The following is a 20,352-nucleotide window of genomic DNA, read 5'->3' on the forward strand; positions in this document are numbered from 1 at the left end:
CATGGCTGAGAGCGAAAGCGGTCAGGACAAAACAGAAGACCCCACGGATAAACGTAAAAAGGACTCCCGGGACAAGGGCGAGGTGGCGCGCTCCAAGGAGCTCAGCACCCTGGCGATCATGCTTGCCGGTGCCGGTGCGCTGCTGATTTTCGGCGGGGCGTTGGCGCAGGACCTGATGGAGTTGATGCGGATGAACTTCACGCTCTCGCGGGAAGTGATTCTGGATCAGCGCAACATGGGCATCTTTCTCCTGCATTCGGGGCAGATCGCCCTGCTGTCGATCCAGCCAGTGATGATCACCTTGCTGCTGGCCGCGGTGATCGGCCCGATTTCTCTCGGCGGCTGGCTGTTCGCAGCAAGCTCGATGGCGCCGAAATTCAGTCGCATGAACCCCGGCGCGGGGCTCAAGCGGATGTTCTCGACCAAGGCACTGGTCGAACTGCTCAAGGCCTTGGCGAAGTTTTTCATCGTGCTGTTCGTGGCGCTGGCGGTGTTGTCCTCGGACATCGATGACCTGCTGCGCATCGCTCATGAGCCGCTGGACATGGCGATCATTCACAGCCTGCAAGTGGTGGGCTGGAGTACCTTGTGGATGGCTTGCGGGCTGATCATCATCGCCGCCGTCGACGTGCCGGTACAGCTATGGGAAAGCCACAAGAAACTGCTGATGACCAAGCAGGAAGTGCGCGACGAGCACAAGGATCAGGAAGGGCGGCCGGAGGTCAAGCAGCGCATTCGCCAGTTGCAGCGCGAGATGTCCCAGCGCCGAATGATGGCGGCCATCCCCGAGGCCGACGTGGTCATTACCAACCCGACTCACTATGCCGTCGCCCTCAAGTACGATCCCGATAAAGGCAGCGCGCCCGTGTTGCTGGCCAAGGGCAGTGACTTCCTGGCCTTTAAGATTCGTGAAATCGCCGTGGCCAACAATGTGCTGCTGCTCGAATCGCCGGCTCTGGCGCGTTCGATCTATTACTCCACGGAACTGGAGCAGGAAATCCCCGGTGGGTTGTATCTGGCGGTCGCTCAGGTATTGGCCTACGTCTACCAGATCCGCCAGTACCGCGCGGGCAAGGCCAAGCGCCCGGATCCGCTTAAGGATGATTTGCCGATTCCGCCGGATTTGCGGCGCGATTCTTGATAACGGTACAAAGCCTGCGAGAGCGGGAGCTGCCGTAGGCTTGGATCTTTGATCTTCCGTTTGTCCGAAAACCCGCCGTACCTGTTAGTTCTGACAGTAGACAGGTTTCCACTTAAACGATGTCATGAGTTCGGGAATCCTCCCGTTCAATGTTCGTGTTATGGCCTCCTCAGTAACAAACTGGCAGGCATTTATACGAAGCTCAGGGGCAATCGTTATGGCAGAGGAAGATTATGAATATCGGAAGCTCCAAGGAATGGAGTTGGAGTATAAGTCTGGCGTCCTGAAGGAGCATTACGAAGAAGTTGGCCATATGATCAGCTACACGATCACTTTCAGGCTACCGTTTGACTTCACGCACTTTGTGCACGCAGCGGATACATTTATTCCCGGTTATCTCAACGATTCGGAAAACGCCATCCGGCCCATGCTGAATGGTTTGGCCTATCACAATAGACACAATTATTTTGATGGTTCCGCAGGCAATATCCATAGCACAGAGGCTTTGTTCAACGTCTTTTCTCACCCTGATTACTATGATCATGTCTGGGGCGAGGGAGCTTTATGGGTGCGATACCACAAGCCTGTGTTCAAGGTTGTCGATGGGCAGTTTGAGATAACGGCACGTAGCGATTTTCGGCTGCGGGCTAAGCGACAGATTCAGATAAGTGATTTGCCGGTTATTTGGTTTGGGTGGGAGCTCTATTTGATACTGGGGCATAACGTTCCAAATCACTCTCATCCGTCGAGCGGCGGAAAAGAAGAGCATTCGCTGGGTGTTGTAGCGTCCCTAGGGTATGCACAAGAGGCTCTGGTGGAAGTGGAAGACCAGATTGTGCGCCGAGGAACAAAGTACATGATCGGTAAAAATCTCAGTTTCGACGATATTGCACCTGAGCTGATTCTGACGGCGTCATGATTCAACGGGTCCTTTTGTCTCTGGCGTCCGCGTCGAAGATAACGACCTCATCGCAAGCAATCTCGGCTCCCACGTTGATAGGCGACGGCCACAATACCGGAGTCCGGTCACGGTCCCCTCGTGGAGCCGACCTTGCTCGTGATGGCGTCAGACCAGGCAATACACACCCCCCCTGACACACCTCTATCCCAAACCTCTGCAAAAGTTGGAAGGTTTCTTGCAGTAGCCGCCCTGCGCCTGCTTTGGGCGTCAAAAGTTTGCTTTAAGGAACGGGGAAAACCGGTGGATCGCTCTCAGTTACTCAACACTGCCCGCACAAACGTTGCCGACTTGAGTCGGGGCAATCTGGGTGTGCCGTTGTTGCTGCTGGTCATGCTGGCAATGATGATGTTGCCGATCCCACCGTTCCTGCTGGACGTGTTCTTCACCTTCAACATTGCCTTGTCGATCGTGGTGTTGCTGGTCTGCGTCTATGCCTTGCGACCGCTGGATTTCGCGGTGTTTCCGACCATTCTATTGGTGGCGACGCTACTGCGGCTTGCGTTGAACGTGGCCTCCACGCGGGTGGTGATGCTCCACGGTCAGGACGGGCACGCCTCAGCCGGCAAGGTGATCCAGGCCTTCGGTGAGGTGGTGATCGGCGGTAACTACGTGGTCGGTATCGTGGTCTTCGCGATTTTGATGATCATCAACTTCGTCGTGGTGACCAAGGGTGCCGGGCGGATTTCCGAGGTGAGCGCGCGTTTCACCCTCGATGCGATGCCTGGCAAACAAATGGCGATCGACGCCGATTTGAACGCCGGCCTGATCGACCAGAACCAGGCCAAACTGCGCCGGATGGAAGTGGCCCAGGAAGCCGAGTTCTACGGTTCCATGGACGGCGCCAGCAAATTCGTGCGCGGTGACGCCATTGCCGGTCTGCTGATCCTGTTCATCAACCTGATCGGCGGCATGGCGGTCGGTATCTTCCAGCACGGCATGACCTTCGGCGACGCCGGCAGGGTATACGCCTTGCTGACCATCGGTGACGGTTTGGTGGCGCAATTGCCATCACTGCTGTTATCGACAGCGGCGGCGATCATGGTGACCCGTGCTTCCGGTTCGGAAGACATGGGCAAGCAGATCAATCGCCAGATGTTCGCCTCGCCAAAAGCGTTGGCCGTGGCGGCAGGTTTGATGGCGGTGATGGGCCTGGTGCCCGGCATGCCGCACTTCTCCTTTCTGAGCATGGCCGCGTTGGCGGCCGGTGGTGCGTACCTGTTCTGGAAGAAGCAGAACGTGGTCAAGGTTCAGGCCCTGCAAGAGGTCAAGCGTCAGCAAGAGCTGCTGCCATCGCCGGCCCGTGCCATGGAAACCAAGGAGCTTGGCTGGGATGACGTGACGCCAATCGACATGATTGGCCTGGAAGTCGGCTATCGCCTGATTCCGCTGGTGGATCGCAACCAGGGCGGTCAGTTGCTGGCGCGGATCAAGGGCGTGCGCAAGAAGCTTTCTCAGGACCTGGGCTTCCTGATGCCGACTGTGCATATCCGTGACAACCTCGACCTGGCGCCGAGTGCCTATCGCCTCACGTTGATGGGCGTGATCCTGGCTGAAGCCGAGATTTACCCGGATCGCGAACTGGCGATCAACCCGGGGCAGGTCTACGGTACGCTCAACGGCATAACCGCCAAAGATCCGGCTTTTGGCCTGGAGGCGGTCTGGATCGAAATCAGCCAGCGTGCCCAGGCGCAATCGCTGGGTTACACCGTGGTCGATGCCAGTACAGTCGTGGCCACCCACTTGAACCAGATTCTGTACAAACACTCCAGCGAACTGATCGGTCACGAAGAAGTCCAGCAACTCATGCAATTGCTGGCCAAAAGCTCACCGAAGCTGGCTGAAGAGCTGGTGCCGGGCGTGGTGTCACTGTCGCAACTGCTCAAGGTGTTGCAGGCTTTGTTGGCTGAACAGGTGCCAGTGCGGGACATTCGCAGCATCGCCGAGGCCATCGCCAACAATGCCGCCAAGAGTCAAGATACTGCCGCTCTGGTGGCCGCGGTGCGCGTCGGCGTATCCCGCGCAATCGTCCAAAGCATTGTAGGGACTGACTCCGAGCTACCAGTTATCACTCTGGAGCCAAGGTTGGAACAGATATTGCTCAATAGTCTTCAGAAGGCAGGACAAGGCTCGGAAGAGGGCGTTCTGCTGGAGCCAAGCATGGCTGAGAAACTGCAACGCTCGTTGATCGATGCGGCGCAGCGTCAGGAAATGCAAGGTCAACCGGTGATACTGCTGGTGGCCGGTCCGGTTCGCGCGATGCTTTCGCGATTCGGCCGACTGGCAGTCCCGGGTTTGCATGTGTTGGCTTACCAGGAAATTCCTGACAACAAGCAAGTGACCATCGTTGCGACAGTAGGGCCCAACGGCTGAGGTAGTGGTTTATGCAAGTTAAGCGTTTTTTCGCCGCCGATATGCGTCAGGCCATGAAACTGGTTCGTGATGAGCTGGGCGCTGATGCCGCCATCATTGGCAATCGCCGGATCGCCGGTGGTGTCGAGCTGACGGCTGCCCTGGATTACAAATTGTCGGCGCTGGCCCCGCGTGTTCCGAACATGGAACTCGAGGATGAGCTGCGCAAGACCCAGTCGCGGATCGTCACCGCCCAGGCCGAATTGAGCTTGCGTGGCGAAGGCGAAACCGAAGGCGACAAGACCACCAATCGCCAGTTGTTCGCCGGCCTGCCATTGACCGCCGCCGAACCGCTGATCGAGCCGACCTACGCTGAACCTCGTCGCTCCGCTCCAACCCCGGCACCTGCCGCTGGCGGCGTGGACCCACGTGCGTTCGACTCGATGCGTTTCGAACTCAACAGCCTGCGCGAACTGATGGAAGTGCAACTCGGTTCGCTGGCCTGGAATCAGCTGCAAGGCAGCCGTCCGGCCCAGGCCAACCTCTGGCGTCGCCTGCAACGCATCGGCCTGTCCGGCCCGTTGTCCCGCGACTTGCTGGCGATGATTACCGACATTGAAGAACCCCGTCAGGCGTGGCGCATGTTGCTGGCGCACCTGGCGCGGATGATCGCCACTCCGGAAGTCGAGCCGCTGGAAGAGGGCGGCGTGATTGCCATGGTCGGCCCTGCCGGTATGGGCAAGACCACCACCCTGGCCAAGCTCGCGGCCCGCTACGTTCTAAAGTATGGCGCGCAAAACATCGCGCTGGTGAGCATGGACAGCTACCGTATTGGTGCCCAGGAGCAACTCAAGACCCTGGGCCGGATCCTCAACGTGTCGGTAACGCACGTCGATCCGGGGCAATCGCTGGTGCAGGCGCTGGATCCCTTGCTGCGCAAACGCGTGGTGCTGATTGATACCGCGGGTCTTCAGGCCAGCGATCCGGCACTGCGCATGCAGCTCGAAAGCCTGGCCGGACGTGGCATCAAGTCAAAAAATTATCTGGTCTTGGCAACCACCAGCCAGAAACAGGTTCTAACAGCCGCTTATCACAGTTACAAGCGCTGCGGGCTCGCTGGCTGCATCCTGACTAAACTGGATGAAACGGCAAGCCTGGGTGAGGTATTAAGCCTGGCGATCAGTCATGAATTGCCGGTGGCCTACCTGACCGATGGCCCGCGGATTCCGGATGATTTGCATCTGCCGCGTCGTCATCAGTTGGTCAGTCGTGCCGTAAGCGTGCAAATGCAAGAAGAACCCAGCGAAGAAGCCATGGCTGACATGTTCGCTGATATTTACCACAGCCCGACCAAGCAGGTTGGCTGAGGTACTAATGAACAGTTTTTGTACCTACATCGATGGTCTGCCATGCATTGTTCAGTTTATGAACGCGCAGCCAGTAATGTGGCCTCCGTCTATGCAAGACAAGGTAAAGAAATAACATGGGCAGCATGCATCCCGTACAGGTGATCGCGGTGACCGGCGGCAAAGGTGGCGTCGGGAAGACTAACGTGTCAGTGAACTTGTCCCTGGCTCTAGCTGAACTCGGCCGGCGCGTCATGCTGCTGGACGCCGATCTGGGGCTGGCGAACGTCGACGTCCTGTTGGGGCTGACACCCAAACGTACCCTGGCCGACGTGATCGAAGGCCGCTGTGAGCTGCGCGACGTTCTGTTGCAGGGCCCCGGCGGTATTCGCATCGTCCCGGCCGCGTCCGGCACGCAGAGCATGGTTCATCTGAGCCCGGCTCAACACGCCGGCCTGATCCAGGCTTTCAGCGATATCGGCGACAACCTTGACGTATTGGTGATCGACACCGCTGCGGGTATTGGTGACTCGGTAGTCAGTTTCGTTCGCGCAGCGCAAGAAGTCTTGCTGGTGGTGTGCGACGAACCGACCTCGATCACGGATGCCTACGCGCTGATCAAACTGCTGAACCGCGATTACGGCATGAACCGCTTCCGCGTCCTGGCCAACATGGCCCAGAGCCCGCAGGAAGGTCGCAACCTTTTCGCCAAGTTGACCAAGGTCACGGACCGCTTCCTCGACGTCGCCTTACAATACGTCGGCGCGGTGCCATACGACGAAAGCGTGCGCAAGGCCGTGCAGAAGCAGCGTGCAGTCTACGAAGCGTTCCCGCGTTCCAAGTGCGCCCTGGCGTTCAAGGCGATCGCGCAGAAGGTCGACACCTGGCCATTGCCTGCCAACCCGCGTGGGCACCTGGAGTTTTTCGTCGAGCGCCTCGTGCAACAGACCGCAGGACCCGTCCTATGACAGCCAGTGGCTACAACCTCTACAAGAAGTCGGCACGTGACGCGCAGTACGAGCTGATCGAGCGTTACGCGCCACTGGTCAAACGCATTGCTTACCACTTGCTGGCCCGTCTGCCGGCCAGTGTTCAGGTTGAAGACCTGATCCAGGCCGGGATGATCGGCCTGCTTGAAGTATCGACCAAATATGACGCCAGCAAAGGCGCGAGTTTCGAGACGTACGCGGGCATTCGAATCCGCGGCGCGATGCTCGATGAAGTACGCAAGGGGGACTGGGCGCCACGTTCGGTTCACCGCAATACCCGTATGGTCAGCGACGCAATTCGCTCGATTGAAGCTAAAACCGGTCGTGACGCTAAAGATCATGAGGTTGCGGCCGAACTCCAATTGAGTCTCGACGATTATTACGGGATTTTGAACGACACCCTGGGCAGCCGGTTATTCAGTTTCGACGATCTGTTGCAGGACGGCGAACACGAAGGGCTGCACGAGGATGGCGCGAGTGCTCATCTCGAGCCGTCACGCGATCTGGAAGATGAACGCTTCCAGGCAGCGCTGGCGGACGCGATTGCCAATTTGCCGGAGCGTGAGCGACTGGTGTTGGCGCTGTACTACGACGAAGAGCTGAACCTCAAGGAAATCGGTGAGGTCCTGGGTGTCAGCGAATCGCGGGTCAGCCAGTTACACAGCCAGTGCGCGGCCCGTTTGCGGGGGCGTTTGGGGGAGTGGCGAGCGCGCTGAAGGCAGTGTGGGGACACTGCGAACGAGGCCGGTGTGGTGTTGAACTGCACCGGTCGCGATCTGTTGTGCTCCAGACAGTCATCGAATGCATTGCCGGATTGATTGAAATGGCGCGTCCAGGTGCTGGGCGCGTTTAAGACTGCTTGGAGGTCGAATTGGACAAGAACATGAAAATCCTCATCGTTGATGACTTCTCAACGATGCGGCGGATCATAAAAAACCTGTTGCGTGACCTTGGGTTCACCAACACGGTCGAGGCCGACGATGGCACTACCGCCATTCCGGTTCTCAACAGCGGGAGCATCGACTTTCTGGTAACGGACTGGAACATGCCTGGCATGACCGGTATCGATCTGCTGCGCCATGTGCGCGCCGATGAAAAACTCAAGCATCTGCCGGTGTTGATGGTGACTGCCGAAGCCAAGCGCGAGCAGATCATAGAAGCGGCCCAGGCCGGTGTTAACGGCTATGTGGTCAAACCCTTCACGGCCCAGGCGTTGAAAGAAAAAATCGAGAAGATTTTCGAACGCATCGGTTGATCCACTGCGCCACGGGGGAGCTATGGAGCATAAAGAATCTTCACTGGGCGATTTTGAATCGACCCTGAAAAAACACGCGGTCGAACTGGTCGAAAGCCTTGAAAAAGGCAGGTTCGGCGACGCTGTGCAACTTATCCATGAGCTCAATCAGACCCGTGACCGCGGCCTGTATCAGGAAGTGGGCAAGCTCACTCGTGAGCTGCATAGCGCGATCGTCAATTTCCAGATTGACCCGAACATGCCGCAAGCCGAGGAAGTGTCCCAGATCACGGACGCCACCGAGCGTCTGGGGTATGTGGTCAAGCTGACCGAGGCCGCCGCCAACCGCACCATGGACCTGGTGGAGAACGCCACGCCGCTGGTCAACAGCCTGAGCGAAGAAGCCCAGGCGTTGAGCACGGATTGGGGTCGGTTCATGCGCCGCGAAGTCGGGGCTGAAGAGTTCCGTGAACTGGCCCGGCGCGTCGACGGTTTCCTGACGCGCAGCAGCGAAGACAATCGCACGGTGTCGAGCAACCTCAATGACATTCTGCTGGCCCAGGATTACCAGGACCTCACCGGTCAGGTGATCAAGCGCGTGACCCAACTGGTCACCGAAGTTGAAAGCAACTTGCTCAAACTTGTACTCATGGCCAGTCAGGTAGACCGCTTTGCGGGTATCGAACATGACCGTGATGCGATGCTCGCTGAAAAAGATCCGCAAAAACATCTCTCTCAGGGTGAAGGTCCGCAGATTCATGCCGATAAAAGAGAAGACGTTGTGTCCGGTCAGGACGATGTGGACGATTTGTTATCCAGCCTAGGATTTTAGAGTTTTAGCATTTTAGGTTTTTTAGGTTTTTAGACCTCAGGAGCACCCCCTTAATGAGCTTCGGCGCCGATGAAGAGATCCTTCAGGATTTCCTGGTTGAGGCCGGCGAGATTCTAGAGCAACTGTCCGAACAGCTGGTCGAGCTTGAAAGCCGACCGGATGATGCGGATTTGCTCAATGCAATTTTTCGCGGTTTTCACACTGTAAAAGGGGGCGCCGGCTTCCTCCAGCTCAACGAGTTGGTGGAGTGCTGTCACATCGCCGAGAACGTCTTCGACATCCTGCGCAAGGGTGAACGTCGCGTCGACTCGGAACTGATGGACGTGGTTCTCGAAGCGCTGGACGCGGTGAACGGCATGTTCACCGAAGTGCGCGAACGCAGCCCGATCACGGCTGCCACGCCTGAATTGCTCGCGGCACTGGCCCGTCTGGCCGAGCCGCAAACGGCTGATGAAGCCGCACCGGTTGCTGAAGTGGTCGAAGCACCTGCCGCTGAAGAGTCGGGCGACATTACCGATAACGAATTCGAACAATTGCTGGACTCGCTGAACGCCGTCAAGGCTCAAGCCGAAGCACCGGCCGTTGCTCCAGTGGCTGGCGCTGATTCGGCGGCCAGCGACGAAATCACCGATGCCGAGTTCGAGTCGTTGCTCGATCAACTGCACGGTAAAGGCCAGTTCGCCGTCGACGCTGTGGCAGCGCCCGCTCCACCGGCTGCCCCGAAAGCGGCAGGCGACAGCTCCGACATCACCGACGACGAATTCGAAGCACTGCTCGATCAGCTGCACGGCAAGGGCAACTTTGCGGTGGATGCGCTGGAGTCGGCCATTGCCGCCGTCCCGGCCCCGGCTACGCCAACCGCTAAAGCGGCCGGCGGTGATCTGATCTCCGATCACGAGTTCGAATCGCTGCTCGACGAATTGCATGGCAAAGGCAAGTTCACCGAAGTCGGCACAGGCACTGCGGTGGCTGCTCCAGCCGCCAAGGCGGCTGCGCCGAAACCGGTTGCCAAAGCACCCGAGCCTAAAGCCGAAGCGCCGAAACCAGCTGCCGCTGCAGCGCCGGCTCCGGCCCGCGCACCGTCTGCTCCGCCACCGGAAAAACCGGCCAGTGAAGCCGAGACCACCGTGCGGGTTGATACCGCGCGTCTCGACGAAATCATGAACATGGTCGGCGAACTGGTACTGGTGCGTAACCGCTTGGTCCGTCTGGGCCTCAACAGCGGCGACGAAGCCATGTCCAAGGCCGTGTCGAACCTCGATGTGGTCACGGCTGATCTGCAAACCGCGGTCATGAAGACCCGGATGCAACCGATCAAGAAAGTCTTCGGGCGCTTCCCGCGTCTGGTTCGCGACCTGGCTCGCCAGCTCAAGAAAGAGATCAACCTGGAGCTGGTCGGCGAAGAAACCGACCTCGACAAGAACCTCGTCGAGGCCCTGGCCGACCCGCTGGTCCACTTGGTGCGCAACTCGGTCGACCACGGTATCGAAGAGCCGGCCGAACGCGAAGCGATGGGCAAACCACGCAGCGGCAAAGTGATTTTGTCCGCCGAACAGGAAGGCGACCACATCCTGCTGTCCATCTCCGATGACGGCAAAGGCATGGACGCTGATGTTCTGCGCGGCATTGCCGTGAAGAAAGGCTTGATGGACAAGGATGCAGCGGACCGCCTCAGCGAGTCCGATTGCTTCAACCTGATCTTCGCCCCGGGTTTCTCGACCAAGACCGAGATCTCCGACGTGTCGGGTCGTGGCGTGGGCATGGACGTGGTGAAAACCAAGATCGCCCAGCTCAACGGCACCATCAATATCTACTCGACCAAGGGCAAAGGCTCGAAGATCGTCATCAAGGTCCCGTTGACCCTGGCGATCATGCCGACGCTGATGGTCATGCTCGGCAACCAGGCGTTCGCGTTCCCGCTGGTGAACGTCAACGAGATCTTCCACCTCGACCTGTCGCGCACCAACGTGGTGGACGGCCAGGAAGTGGTGATCGTGCGGGACAAGGCACTGCCATTGTTCTACCTCAAGCGCTGGCTGGTCAGCTCCGCCGCTCACGAAGAGCAGCGCGAGGGCCATGTGGTGATCCTTTCGGTGGGCACTCAGCGGATCGGCTTCGTCGTCGATCAACTGGTGGGCCAGGAAGAAGTGGTCATCAAGCCATTGGGCAAAATGCTCCAGGGAACCCCGGGCATGTCGGGCGCCACCATCACCGGTGACGGTCGCATTGCGCTGATTCTCGATGTTCCGAGCATGCTCAAGCGTTACGCCGCACGGCGTATTTGATTCTGGTGGAGCGGGGCGACAGAGCCTCGCTCCGTCTAACGGAGTGTTTATGGCAGTCAAAGTCCTGGTGGTGGACGATTCGGGGTTTTTCCGCCGCCGCGTCTCGGAAATTCTTTCAGCGGATCCGAATATCCAGGTCGTCGGTACGGCGACCAACGGAAAAGAGGCGATCGATCAGGCGCTGGCCCTCAAGCCAGACGTGATCACCATGGACTACGAGATGCCGATGATGGATGGCATCACGGCTGTGCGGCATATCATGCAGCGCTGCCCGACCCCGGTATTGATGTTCTCCTCGCTGACCCATGAAGGTGCCCGGGTAACCCTCGATGCGCTGGACGCCGGAGCGGTGGATTTCCTGCCGAAGAATTTCGAAGACATCTCCCGCAACCCGGAGAAGGTCAAACAACTGCTGTGCGAGAAGATTCTCAGCATCTCGCGCAGTAACCGTCGCGCCAACACCTACAGCGCACCGGCCCCGGTCGCCGCGCCAGCCCCGATGCCTGCGCCTTCGAGCGTCAGCAGTTACGGCAGCAGCACGCCTGCGCGTCCGGCAGCGGCACCGATTCCGGCGCGTACTCACGCTCCTGCATCGTCCGGTCCGTCGTCGCCCGCGCCAAAACGCAAAGCCTACAAACTGGTGGCCATCGGTACGTCCACGGGCGGTCCGGTTGCCCTGCAGCGGGTGTTGACCCAGTTGCCGGCCAACTTCCCGGCTCCGATCGTGTTGATCCAGCACATGCCGGCCGCCTTCACCAAGGCGTTCGCCGAACGTCTGGACAAGCTCTGCCGCATCAGCGTCAAGGAAGCCGAGGATGGCGACATCCTGCGTCCGGGCCTGGCGCTGCTGGCGCCGGGTGGCAAGCAAATGATGATCGACGGCCGTGGCGCGGTGAAAATCCTGCCGGGTGACGAACGTCTGAACTACAAACCGTGCGTGGACATCACCTTCGGTTCGGCAGCCAAGTCCTACGGCGACAAAGTTCTGGCGGTCGTACTGACCGGCATGGGCGCCGACGGTCGTGAAGGCGCGCGCCTGCTCAAGCAGGGCGGCAGTGCGATCTGGGCTCAGGATGAAGCCAGCTGCGTGATCTACGGCATGCCGATGGCCATCGTCAAAGCCGACCTCGCCGACGCGATCTACGGTCTGGACGATATTGGCAGGCACTTGGTCGAGGCGTGTATCTGATGGATGTTTTAAGCCTGATCGGGATCATCATGGCGTTTGTCGCCATCATTGGCGGCAACTACCTTGAAGGCGGTCACCTCGGCGCATTGGCCAACGGCCCGGCGGCACTGATCGTCCTCGGTGGGACCATTGGCGCGGCGTTGCTGCAATCGCCGATGAGCGCTTTCAAGCGTGCCATGCAAATCATCGGCTGGATTCTGTTTCCGCCTCGCGTTGACCTGGCCGGCGGCATCGACCGCGTCGTCAACTGGAGCCTGACCGCCCGCAAGGAAGGTTTGCTCGGTCTGGAAGGGGTGGCCGATGCCGAACCTGACAGCTACTCGCGCAAGGGCCTGCAACTGCTGGTGGACGGCGCCGAGCCGGAAGCGATTCGCAGCATTCTGGAAGTGGATTTCTACACCCAGGAAGCTCGCGACATTGAAGCGGCCAAAGTCTTTGAAAGCATGGGCGGCTATGCGCCAACCATCGGCATCATCGGTGCGGTGATGGGCCTGATCCATGTCATGGGTAACCTGGCCGATCCGACGCAACTGGGCAGCGGCATCGCCGTCGCCTTCGTCGCGACTATCTATGGCGTGGCAAGTGCCAACCTGGTGTTGCTGCCGATTGCAGCCAAGCTGAAGTCCGTGGCCTTGCGCCAGTCGCGTTATCGCGAAATGTTGCTGGAAGGGATCCTGTCGATCGCCGAAGGTGAAAACCCTCGCTCTATTGAGTTGAAGCTTCAGGGCTTCATGGATTGATGGGAGACATGGAAGATGGCTCGTCGCAGGCAACCTGAAGAACACGTCAATCACGAACGCTGGCTCGTTTCCTACGCCGACTTCATCACGTTGCTGTTCGCATTCTTCGTGGTCATGTACTCGATCTCTTCGATCAACGAGGGCAAGTACAAGGTCATCTCGCAAGCGTTGATCGGGGTCTTTACGGATGCCGATCGCTCGCTCAAGCCGATTCCGATTGGTGAAGAGCGGCCGCAGACCGTGACCCCGGCCAAGCCGCTGGTCAAGGACAGCGAGCAGGTCGACGCCGGTGTCGCCGGTTCCAGCGATCCGCTGAAAAGTATCGCCGATGACATCAGCGCAGCGTTCGGCGACTTGATCAAATCCAATCAGATGACCGTGCGCGGCAACGAGTTGTGGGTCGAGATCGAACTCAACTCCAGCCTGTTGTTCGGCAGCGGCGACGCCATGCCCAGCGACATGGCGTTCAGCATCATCGACAAGGTTGCCGGCATTCTGAAACCGTTCGACAACCCGGTTCACGTCGAAGGCTTTACCGACGATCAACCGATCCGTACCGCGCAATACCCGACCAACTGGGAGCTGTCCTCGGCCCGTTCGGCGAGCATCGTGCGCATGCTGGCGATGCAGGGTGTGAACCCTGGCCGTCTGGCGTCGGTGGGTTACGGCGAATTCCAGCCGGTGGCCAACAACGCCACTGCCGAGGGCCGGGCACGTAATCGTCGCGTAGTGCTGGTGGTGTCACGCAATCTCGATGTACGCCGCAGCCTCACCGGTACCGGAACCGCCCATGCGCAACCGGACGCCGCGTTGAAGCGTGCTGGCACACAAACTGCACCGACCCCGGTCAAGTCGCCGGGACGAGAGAGCACCGTCAATTCTCCGTCGCCTGCATTAACACGTTGAGCTATTTCTCGGTCGATCATGTCGGCTGGGAGGAACAATCCGAATGAGAGTCTGGGCCGTTGCCAATCAAAAGGGTGGTGTTGGTAAAACCACTTCCTCTATCGCTTTAGCCGGTTTACTGGCCGAGGCGGGCAAGCGCGTGGTCGTGGTCGATCTCGATCCGCACGGCTCCATGACCAGCTACTTCGGCTACGACCCCGATAGCCTGGAACACAGCAGCTACGACCTGTTCCTGCACAAGGGCACTGTGCCGCAAGGCTTGCCCGGTCAATTGCTGCTGCCGACCAGTGATGAACGCATTTCGCTGTTGCCGTCGAGTACCGCTCTGGCCACGCTTGAACGTCAGTCGCCGGGCCAGAGTGGCCTGGGCCTGGTGATCGCCAAGAGCCTGGCGCAACTGTGGCAGGACTTCGATTACGCCGTGATCGACAGCCCGCCGTTGCTCGGCGTGCTGATGGTCAATGCCTTGGCGGCGGCCCAGCAGTTGGTGATCCCGGTGCAGACCGAACACCTGGCCGTCAAAGGCCTGGAACGCATGGTCAACACCTTGGCGATGATCAACCGCTCACGCAAAGTGGCGTTGCCGTTCACCATCATTCCGACCCTGTTCGACCGCCGTACCCAGGCGTCTCTCGGGACCCTTCGCGTGCTGCGCGACAAATACCCGGAAGAAATCTGGCAAGGCTACATCCCGATCGACACGCGCCTGCGGGATGCGAGCCGGGCAGGGCTGACGCCTTCGCAATTCGACGGCAAGAGCCGTGGCGTTCTGGCGTATCGCGCACTGCTCAAGCAGTTGCTGGCGGCACAACTTGTCCCGCAGGTGGCCTGAGATGAATCGGCCGGTAAAAATCACCTCGCGTCCGCAACTGGCGCTCCAGTCTTATCTGGACAGCTTGCTGATGGAGGCGACTGAAGAGTTGCCGCTGGAAGTCGAAGCGGTGGCTGAAGTCATTGAGGTTGTCGAAGCTGTAGAGGTTGAGGCGGCGCTGGACGAGTTCCAGGCTGCTGTGCTCGAAGAGCAGGCCCGAGATGCGCAGAAGCCGGTTGTCGCTGCCGCGCCTGTCGTAGCGCCAGTGGTTGCTCCGGTCGCAAAAGCACCGGTGGTGATCGAAGAAGCGCCGGCGCCGATTCTGGCGCCCGTATCGACCCTCGCACCGCTGCTGCAAACCCTGGTGCCGCCGCTGGTCGAAGTCCATCTGCCACCGAGCAACACACCACCGCCAGTGGAAACCGACGGTCGCCCGGCGTGGGCTGCGGAGCCGTTCGAATGCCTGCTGTTTGATGTCGCCGGGTTGACCCTGGCAGTGCCGCTAGTGTGCCTGGGCTCGATTTATTCCCTGGCCGGTCACGAGTTGACGCCGCTGTTCGGTCAGCCGGAATGGTTCCTCGGGATCCTGCCGAGTCAGGCCGGCAACCTGAAAGTCCTGGATACCGCGCGCTGGGTCATGCCCGACCGCTACCGCGACGATTTCCGTCAGGGCCTGCAATACGTTATTTCGGTTCAGGGCTACGAGTGGGGGCTGGCGGTGCATCAGGTCAGCCGCTCGTTGCGCCTGGACCCGAACGAAATCAAATGGAGAAGTCATCGAGGTCAGCGGCCATGGCTCGCCGGCACGGTGATTGAGCACATGTGTGCATTGCTGGACGTCTCCGCATTGGCCGAGTTGATCGCCAGCGGCGGGGCAAAGCACATGGGCGGCAGCAAGCCGCTACACAAATCGACGTAACAGCCGACATAACAATCATGCGACGGCATTGTTGAATGCCGCCACACAGAACACACGCCGCCAGAAGCGGTTTTTCGAGGGGTCAGGGTATGAGTAGTCAAGCGACGAATGCAAAAGGTTCCGAAGATCCGATCCTGCAATGGGTAACCTTCAAACTGGACAATGAAACCTACGGCATCAACGTGATGCGCGTTCAGGAAGTCCTGCGTTACACCGAAATCGCTCCGGTTCCGGGTGCCCCGAGCTACGTGCTGGGCATCATCAACCTGCGCGGTAACGTGGTCACCGTGATCGACACCCGTCAGCGCTTCGGCCTGATGAATGCCGAGATCAGCGACAACACCCGTATCGTCATCATCGAAGCCGACAAGCAAGTGGTCGGGATCATGGTCGACAGCGTGGCCGAAGTGGTTTACCTGCGTCAGTCGGAAATCGAAACCGCGCCAAACGTCGGTAACGAAGAGTCCGCCAAGTTCATTCAAGGCGTGTGCAACAAGAACAACGAACTGCTGATTCTGGTCGAACTGGACAAGATGATGAGCGAAGAAGAATGGTCGGACCTGGAGAACATCTGATTGATTCTTGAGGTAGCGGTCATTGTCCTGTTCCTCTTCTGGGCAGGCACGCTGGCAATGTTCCTGGCGTACATTCGCGCTCAACGGCAAATCGCCGCGCAACAGGCTCAGGGCGATGCGCTGCGCGATCAGCGCATCAAGGACCTGGCCAAGCGCGTCGATGACTATCAGAGCGGCAACGTGCGCATGGGTGAAGACCTGCACGAACTGCGCGCAGTCGTCGGCCCCTTGCCGGACAAACTGGCTCAGCTGGAACAGCGCGATCCGTCGAGCCTGTCGTTTGCCCAGGCGGCCCGCCTGGTCGGGATGGGGGCTACCGTTGATGAGCTGACTCAGTCTTGCGGGTTGACCCAGGCTGAAGCGGAGCTGATGCGCAAGCTTCACCGGAACTGATTTTTGCGACTCGGCCGAGATTGCTTTCGCGAGCAGGCTCGCTCCCACAGTTGACGGGCTCGAACACAAGCTATGTGAACGCCGCCGAACCCTGTGGGAGCGAGCCTGCTCGCGATGGCGGTGTGTCAGTCACCAAAGATATTGAAAGTACTGCCCTCATCGCGAGCAAGCTCGCTCCCACAGGTGACGGGCTCGAACACAAGCTATGTGAGTGCCGCCAACCCACTGTGGGAGCGAGCCTGCTCGCGATGGCGTCCTCGAAGTCTCAGTAGTCATCCCCGCGCTCAGTGATGTCCTTCTCCACCATCACCGCATCCGGATCATGCCCCGCCGGAAACTTGCCCTTCAGATTCCACGCAAACGCAATAATCTCGGCAATCGTGCGGTACAACTCCTCCGGAATACTGTCCCCCAGTTCCATCCGCGCCAGCAGCTTCACCAGCTCGGCGTTTTCATAGATCGGCACTTCATAATCACGGGCAATTTTCAGAATGGCTTCGGCCAGTTCTTCGTCACCTTTGGCCGTGAGGGTAGGGGCGTGGCTGCCGTCGTATTTGAGAGCGATGGCCTGGCGTGGGGTGTTGGGGTTTCTCATGCGGTTTCGTCGACCCAGCGTTGTTTGAGGCGGGTTTGAGGGCCTTGCGGTGGCGTGCCGAGGTGGCAATCCAGATCGCCGACGTTCAGCCCGGAATCCAGCAGGCGCTGGCGCAGCGCAGCCAGGTTGCTTTCGATCACGCTGGCGGTGTACGGCCGTTCGGCCCAGAGCTGGCTGGACAGGCTGCCCTTGATCAGCTGCGCCTGAATCTGTAACGGGCCCAGCGGTTCCATGTCGAACGCCAGGTCCACACGCCATAGTTGCTGTTTCGGCTCACGTTCGTCCCGGCGTTCGTGTGGTTGTTCCTTCTCCGGCGCTTCTTCGCGCTGGAATTTGACTTGCAACGGCACGATGTCCTGCAAGTTGCGCATCGGGATTTCCAGCTGCCAGGTGCTGAGCAGCCGTCCATCGTCAGTGACGCCGGTTTGCTCAAGGCTCGACAATTGATGACTTTGCAGCCGCGAAACGGCCGCCGCGGCCAGACGTAGCAAATGCTCCAGATCGTTTTCACCGTCCTGGCTTTGCAGCAGCCGTTCGGGGAGCGGGAAACTGGTGGGCAGCGGTTTGGCGCTGACCTGGCCGAGCATGCCGAGGGCGCTGCGCACAAAGCTCGGCATGGACTGGACCAGCGTGTTGGCCGCAATGATCGCGTTGATATTGGTGTTGGCCGGCAACCCTTGCGTCAGTTGCGCGATCAGCTTCAGCAGATCGCCTTTCATGTCGGGCGCCAGTGTCGGGTTCTGCCCGGTGAGCAGTTTCGCCTCGAGGAACAGGCCGCTATTGGCCAGTGCCTGAGCGAGACCTTTGGGCGTACTCAGTTGCTGAACGTCCGGCAGACCGGCCAGCAGTTTTTCCACGGCTACACGCAGGTCGCTGGACGTCTGATTCGACGGCGGCAGGTTTTGCAGGACTTTGATCAAGCCATCCAGCGAGCCTTGGCGGCTCTGCTGACTGACCAGTTGCTGGGTGACCGCCAACTGCTCCTGACGATTGCTCAGCGGCACGAACTTCAACGTTTGCGTGTCCTGCACCAAGGCACTCAACAAGGTGCCTATACGCAGCGGCGTCGGGCTCTCGATGCTCAGGGTGCTGCCGCTCAACGCGGTGTTTAGCAGGCTGACCATCGAGCGAAACACCGTCGGCTGTCCCGGCACCTGCGGTAAGACCTGCGAGGTCAGCACTTTGCCCTGCAACAGCGTCCCGACCGGCAATTGTGCGGTGTCGATGCGGGTGAGGGTGGCGACGCTGGCAGCGATGGCCTGCTGCACCGTGATCGCCAGGTTGCTCGCGGACGGTTGAGTGATCGCCAGGGTGGTGCCTTGGGGCAGTGGCTGGTTGCTGGTGGCCTGGACTGTGGTCTGGCGACCGCTCTCGAGGGTGACTTTGAGCAACAGTTGAAAGCTCTGATCCGCCTGCTTGAGCGACAGCACTTCAGCCTTGGCGGTCTGGCCAGGTGTGATCAGGCCCTCCATCGGCGTCAGCAGCTTGAGCAGATCGCCACTCACCACCAATGGCCGCGAAGTCGCGGGGGTGGTCTGCGGTAGCGGGAGGATGTTCATTTTGCCTGTCATACGCGGTCACAACCTGAGGAAAATGCACTCTTTAGAGTAGGGCATGGCATGTATAATGCCGCCCGTCTTTCGGGGAGTGGCGAAAACATTGCATTTGTTTGACGCAGCTCTCTAGAACAAGCTGCCAATGCATCTATGCTGCACCTCTTTAGCGGCCGCACCGCCGCCGACTTGAACCGCAAAAGGCCCGTGATCTCTTGACCAGTCCTGTCCTGCAAACCGTTGCCCTCGCTTGTGAGCGAGACCTTCGGCTGCTCTTCGAAAATCTCGAATTGAGACTGGCCAGTGGCGAAATGGTGCAAATCAGCGGCCCCAACGGCAGTGGCAAAACCAGCCTGCTGCGTCTGTTATCCGGCCTGATGCAGCCGACCGCCGGTCAAGTGCTGCTCAATGGCCAGCCGCTGAACGATCAGCGCCTTGAACTGGCGCGCAACCTGCTGTGGATCGGTCACGCCGCCGGCATCAAGGATCTGCTGACGCCGGAAGAGAACCTGAGCTGGCTCTGCGCCCTGCATCAACCAGCCTCCCACGAGGCGATCTGGCAAGCGCTGGCCGATGTCGGACTGCGCGGTTTCGAGGATGTTCCCTGTCACACGTTGTCCGCCGGGCAGAAGCGCCGCGTGGCGTTGGCGCGCTTGTACCTGGACAGCCCGCCACTGTGGATCCTCGATGAGCCGTTCACCGCGCTCGACAAGCAAGGCGTGGCGCAACTCGAAGAACACCTGGCCGCCCACTGCGAGCGGGGTGGCATGGTGGTGCTGACCACTCACCACACGCTGAGCCGGATGCCAGCCGGCTATCGCGACATCGATCTGGGGAAGTGGGCCGTATGAGTGTTTTCGGCCTGTTGGTCGCCCGTGAGGCCCGTCTGCTGTTCCGCCGTCCTGCTGAACTGGCGAATCCGCTCGTATTCTTCGCGATCGTGGTTTCGCTGTTCCCGTTGGCGGTCGGACCCGAGTCTCAATTGTTGCAAACCTTGTCTCCGGGACTGGTCTGGGTCGCGGCCCTTTTATCGGTCTTGCTCTCGCTGGACGGGCTTTTCCGCAGTGATTTCGAAGACGGATCGCTTGAACAGTGGGTCCTTTCGTCGCACCCCCTGCCTCTTCTGGTTTTGGCCAAGGTACTGGCACACTGGGCCTTCTCTGGCCTGGCACTGGTTTTGCTCGCTCCACTGCTGGCGTTGATGCTCGGTTTGCCAACCGCCTGTCTGCCGGTGTTGCTGCTTTCTTTGTTGCTGGGTACACCGGTGCTGAGCCTGCTCGGTGCGGTGGGCGCAGCCCTGACGGTGGGATTGAAGCGTGGCGGCCTGTTGCTGGCGCTGCTGATCCTTCCGCTGTACATCCCGGTGTTGATTCTCGGCAGTGGCGCCTTGCAGGCGGCGTTGCAGGGCATGCCGGCGACCGGTTATCTCTTGTGGCTTGGTAGCCTGACCGCCCTGGCGATAACCCTGACACCGTTTGCAATAGCTGCTGGCCTGAAGATCAGCGTCGGCGAATAATGAGGTCTGGTCAAAATT

At 59.6% G+C, this 20,352-nt stretch carries 20 protein-coding genes; 18 read left to right on the forward strand and 2 right to left on the reverse strand.

Annotated features, from left to right (window positions below):
• The first annotated feature begins 1 nt into the window (after window position 1).
• The 16 genes from flhB (at window position 2) to ACA070_RS08040 (ending at window position 16,670) form a co-directional block, all read left to right on the forward strand.
• On the forward strand, window positions 2-1,141 hold the full coding sequence (gene flhB / locus ACA070_RS07965; RefSeq protein WP_497450701.1) for a flagellar biosynthesis protein FlhB: 1,140 nt from the start codon (window positions 2-4) through the stop codon (window positions 1,139-1,141).
• A 217-nt stretch (window positions 1,142-1,358) separates the two neighbouring features.
• The gene (locus ACA070_RS07970; RefSeq protein WP_497450702.1) at window positions 1,359-2,060 is read left to right on the forward strand and encodes a hypothetical protein; all 702 of its coding nucleotides are present in this window, start codon (window positions 1,359-1,361) and stop codon (window positions 2,058-2,060) included.
• Window positions 2,061-2,342: 282 nt separating this feature from the next.
• Complete coding sequence (gene flhA / locus ACA070_RS07975) at window positions 2,343-4,472, forward strand: flagellar biosynthesis protein FlhA (protein WP_083375990.1); 2,130 nt, start codon at window positions 2,343-2,345, stop codon at window positions 4,470-4,472.
• Between the two features lie 11 nt (window positions 4,473-4,483).
• Window positions 4,484-5,818, forward strand: a complete 1,335-nt coding sequence (flhF, locus tag ACA070_RS07980) for a flagellar biosynthesis GTPase FlhF (protein ID WP_497450703.1) — start codon at window positions 4,484-4,486, stop codon at window positions 5,816-5,818.
• 116 nt (window positions 5,819-5,934) lie between these two features.
• The gene (fleN, locus tag ACA070_RS07985) at window positions 5,935-6,765 is read left to right on the forward strand and encodes a flagellar synthesis regulator FleN (protein ID WP_003222917.1); all 831 of its coding nucleotides are present in this window, start codon (window positions 5,935-5,937) and stop codon (window positions 6,763-6,765) included.
• A complete protein-coding gene (gene fliA, locus ACA070_RS07990; protein ID WP_007894214.1) occupies window positions 6,762-7,502 on the forward strand; it encodes an RNA polymerase sigma factor FliA in 741 nt (246 codons plus the stop codon). The genes fleN and fliA overlap by 4 nt, the downstream gene beginning before the upstream one ends.
• Window positions 7,503-7,669: 167 nt before the next feature.
• Window positions 7,670-8,041 carry a chemotaxis response regulator CheY gene (locus ACA070_RS07995; RefSeq protein ID WP_003183998.1) on the forward strand — a complete coding sequence of 124 codons (372 nt, stop codon included), beginning with the start codon at window positions 7,670-7,672 and terminating at the stop codon, window positions 8,039-8,041.
• Window positions 8,042-8,063: 22 nt separating this feature from the next.
• Window positions 8,064-8,852 carry a protein phosphatase CheZ gene (locus ACA070_RS08000; protein ID WP_403099478.1) on the forward strand — a complete coding sequence of 263 codons (789 nt, stop codon included), beginning with the start codon at window positions 8,064-8,066 and terminating at the stop codon, window positions 8,850-8,852.
• 53 nt (window positions 8,853-8,905) lie between these two features.
• Window positions 8,906-11,137, forward strand: coding sequence for a chemotaxis protein CheA (locus ACA070_RS08005; protein WP_497450704.1), 2,232 nt, complete (start codon window positions 8,906-8,908; stop codon window positions 11,135-11,137).
• 49 nt (window positions 11,138-11,186) lie between these two features.
• Window positions 11,187-12,326, forward strand: a complete 1,140-nt coding sequence (locus ACA070_RS08010; protein ID WP_497450705.1) for a protein-glutamate methylesterase/protein-glutamine glutaminase — start codon at window positions 11,187-11,189, stop codon at window positions 12,324-12,326.
• On the forward strand, window positions 12,326-13,066 hold the full coding sequence (locus ACA070_RS08015; RefSeq protein ID WP_438662303.1) for a flagellar motor protein: 741 nt from the start codon (window positions 12,326-12,328) through the stop codon (window positions 13,064-13,066). The genes ACA070_RS08010 and ACA070_RS08015 overlap by 1 nt, the downstream gene beginning before the upstream one ends.
• 15 nt (window positions 13,067-13,081) lie before the next feature.
• Entirely contained in the window at window positions 13,082-13,972 is an 891-nt protein-coding gene (gene motD, locus ACA070_RS08020; protein ID WP_497450706.1) for a flagellar motor protein MotD, read from the forward strand.
• Window positions 13,973-14,015: 43 nt separating this feature from the next.
• On the forward strand, window positions 14,016-14,804 hold the full coding sequence (locus ACA070_RS08025) for a ParA family protein (RefSeq protein WP_497450707.1): 789 nt from the start codon (window positions 14,016-14,018) through the stop codon (window positions 14,802-14,804).
• Between the two features lies 1 nt (window position 14,805).
• Entirely contained in the window at window positions 14,806-15,702 is an 897-nt protein-coding gene (locus tag ACA070_RS08030; protein WP_497450708.1) for a CheW domain-containing protein, read from the forward strand.
• Between the two features lie 89 nt (window positions 15,703-15,791).
• A complete protein-coding gene (locus tag ACA070_RS08035) occupies window positions 15,792-16,277 on the forward strand; it encodes a chemotaxis protein CheW (protein ID WP_010456928.1) in 486 nt (161 codons plus the stop codon).
• Entirely contained in the window at window positions 16,278-16,670 is a 393-nt protein-coding gene (locus ACA070_RS08040) for a DUF2802 domain-containing protein (RefSeq protein WP_109628604.1), read from the forward strand.
• Window positions 16,671-16,935: 265 nt separating this feature from the next.
• Here the strand turns inward: ACA070_RS08040 and ACA070_RS08045 are convergent, their stop codons facing one another.
• Together ACA070_RS08045 and fliK are read right to left on the reverse strand one after the other, a co-directional pair.
• Window positions 16,936-17,265, reverse strand: a complete 330-nt coding sequence (locus ACA070_RS08045; RefSeq protein WP_497450709.1) for an EscU/YscU/HrcU family type III secretion system export apparatus switch protein — start codon at window positions 17,263-17,265, stop codon at window positions 16,936-16,938.
• Window positions 17,262-18,836, reverse strand: coding sequence for a flagellar hook-length control protein FliK (fliK, locus tag ACA070_RS08050; protein ID WP_497450710.1), 1,575 nt, complete (start codon window positions 18,834-18,836; stop codon window positions 17,262-17,264). The genes ACA070_RS08045 and fliK overlap by 4 nt, the downstream gene beginning before the upstream one ends.
• 197 nt (window positions 18,837-19,033) lie before the next feature.
• On the opposite strand from fliK, the gene ccmA reads away from it, so the two are divergent.
• Both ccmA and ccmB read left to right on the forward strand, forming a co-directional pair.
• Window positions 19,034-19,669, forward strand: coding sequence for a cytochrome c biogenesis heme-transporting ATPase CcmA (ccmA, locus tag ACA070_RS08055; protein ID WP_497450711.1), 636 nt, complete (start codon window positions 19,034-19,036; stop codon window positions 19,667-19,669).
• Complete coding sequence (gene ccmB / locus ACA070_RS08060; RefSeq protein WP_090188533.1) at window positions 19,666-20,334, forward strand: heme exporter protein CcmB; 669 nt, start codon at window positions 19,666-19,668, stop codon at window positions 20,332-20,334. Before ccmA ends, ccmB begins: the two co-directional genes overlap by 4 nt.
• Window positions 20,335-20,352 lie beyond the last annotated feature (18 nt).

This window comes from Pseudomonas sp. LBUM1678 (assembly GCF_059695575.1).

Bases quoted from the DNA above. Each gene is read 5' to 3' on its own strand.
- ACA070_RS08025 (WP_497450707.1), top strand. From the start codon at position 14,016: ATGAGAGTCTGGGCCGTTGCCAATCAAAAGGGTGGTGTTGGTAAAACC.
- fleN (WP_003222917.1), top strand. From the start codon at position 5,935: ATGGGCAGCATGCATCCCGTACAGGTGATCGCGGTGACCGGCGGCAAA.
- ccmB (WP_090188533.1), top strand. From the start codon at position 19,666: ATGAGTGTTTTCGGCCTGTTGGTCGCCCGTGAGGCCCGTCTGCTGTTC.
- ACA070_RS08015 (WP_438662303.1), top strand. From the start codon at position 12,326: ATGGATGTTTTAAGCCTGATCGGGATCATCATGGCGTTTGTCGCCATC.
- fliK (WP_497450710.1), bottom strand. From the start codon at position 18,836: ATGACAGGCAAAATGAACATCCTCCCGCTACCGCAGACCACCCCCGCG.
- ACA070_RS08010 (WP_497450705.1), top strand. From the start codon at position 11,187: ATGGCAGTCAAAGTCCTGGTGGTGGACGATTCGGGGTTTTTCCGCCGC.
- ACA070_RS08045 (WP_497450709.1), bottom strand. From the start codon at position 17,265: ATGAGAAACCCCAACACCCCACGCCAGGCCATCGCTCTCAAATACGAC.
- ACA070_RS08035 (WP_010456928.1), top strand. From the start codon at position 15,792: ATGAGTAGTCAAGCGACGAATGCAAAAGGTTCCGAAGATCCGATCCTG.
- ACA070_RS08005 (WP_497450704.1), top strand. From the start codon at position 8,906: ATGAGCTTCGGCGCCGATGAAGAGATCCTTCAGGATTTCCTGGTTGAG.
- flhB (WP_497450701.1), top strand. From the start codon at position 2: ATGGCTGAGAGCGAAAGCGGTCAGGACAAAACAGAAGACCCCACGGAT.
- flhF (WP_497450703.1), top strand. From the start codon at position 4,484: ATGCAAGTTAAGCGTTTTTTCGCCGCCGATATGCGTCAGGCCATGAAA.
- ACA070_RS08030 (WP_497450708.1), top strand. From the start codon at position 14,806: ATGAATCGGCCGGTAAAAATCACCTCGCGTCCGCAACTGGCGCTCCAG.
- fliA (WP_007894214.1), top strand. From the start codon at position 6,762: ATGACAGCCAGTGGCTACAACCTCTACAAGAAGTCGGCACGTGACGCG.
- motD (WP_497450706.1), top strand. From the start codon at position 13,082: ATGGCTCGTCGCAGGCAACCTGAAGAACACGTCAATCACGAACGCTGG.
- ACA070_RS07995 (WP_003183998.1), top strand. From the start codon at position 7,670: ATGAAAATCCTCATCGTTGATGACTTCTCAACGATGCGGCGGATCATA.
- ACA070_RS08000 (WP_403099478.1), top strand. From the start codon at position 8,064: ATGGAGCATAAAGAATCTTCACTGGGCGATTTTGAATCGACCCTGAAA.
- ACA070_RS07970 (WP_497450702.1), top strand. From the start codon at position 1,359: ATGGCAGAGGAAGATTATGAATATCGGAAGCTCCAAGGAATGGAGTTG.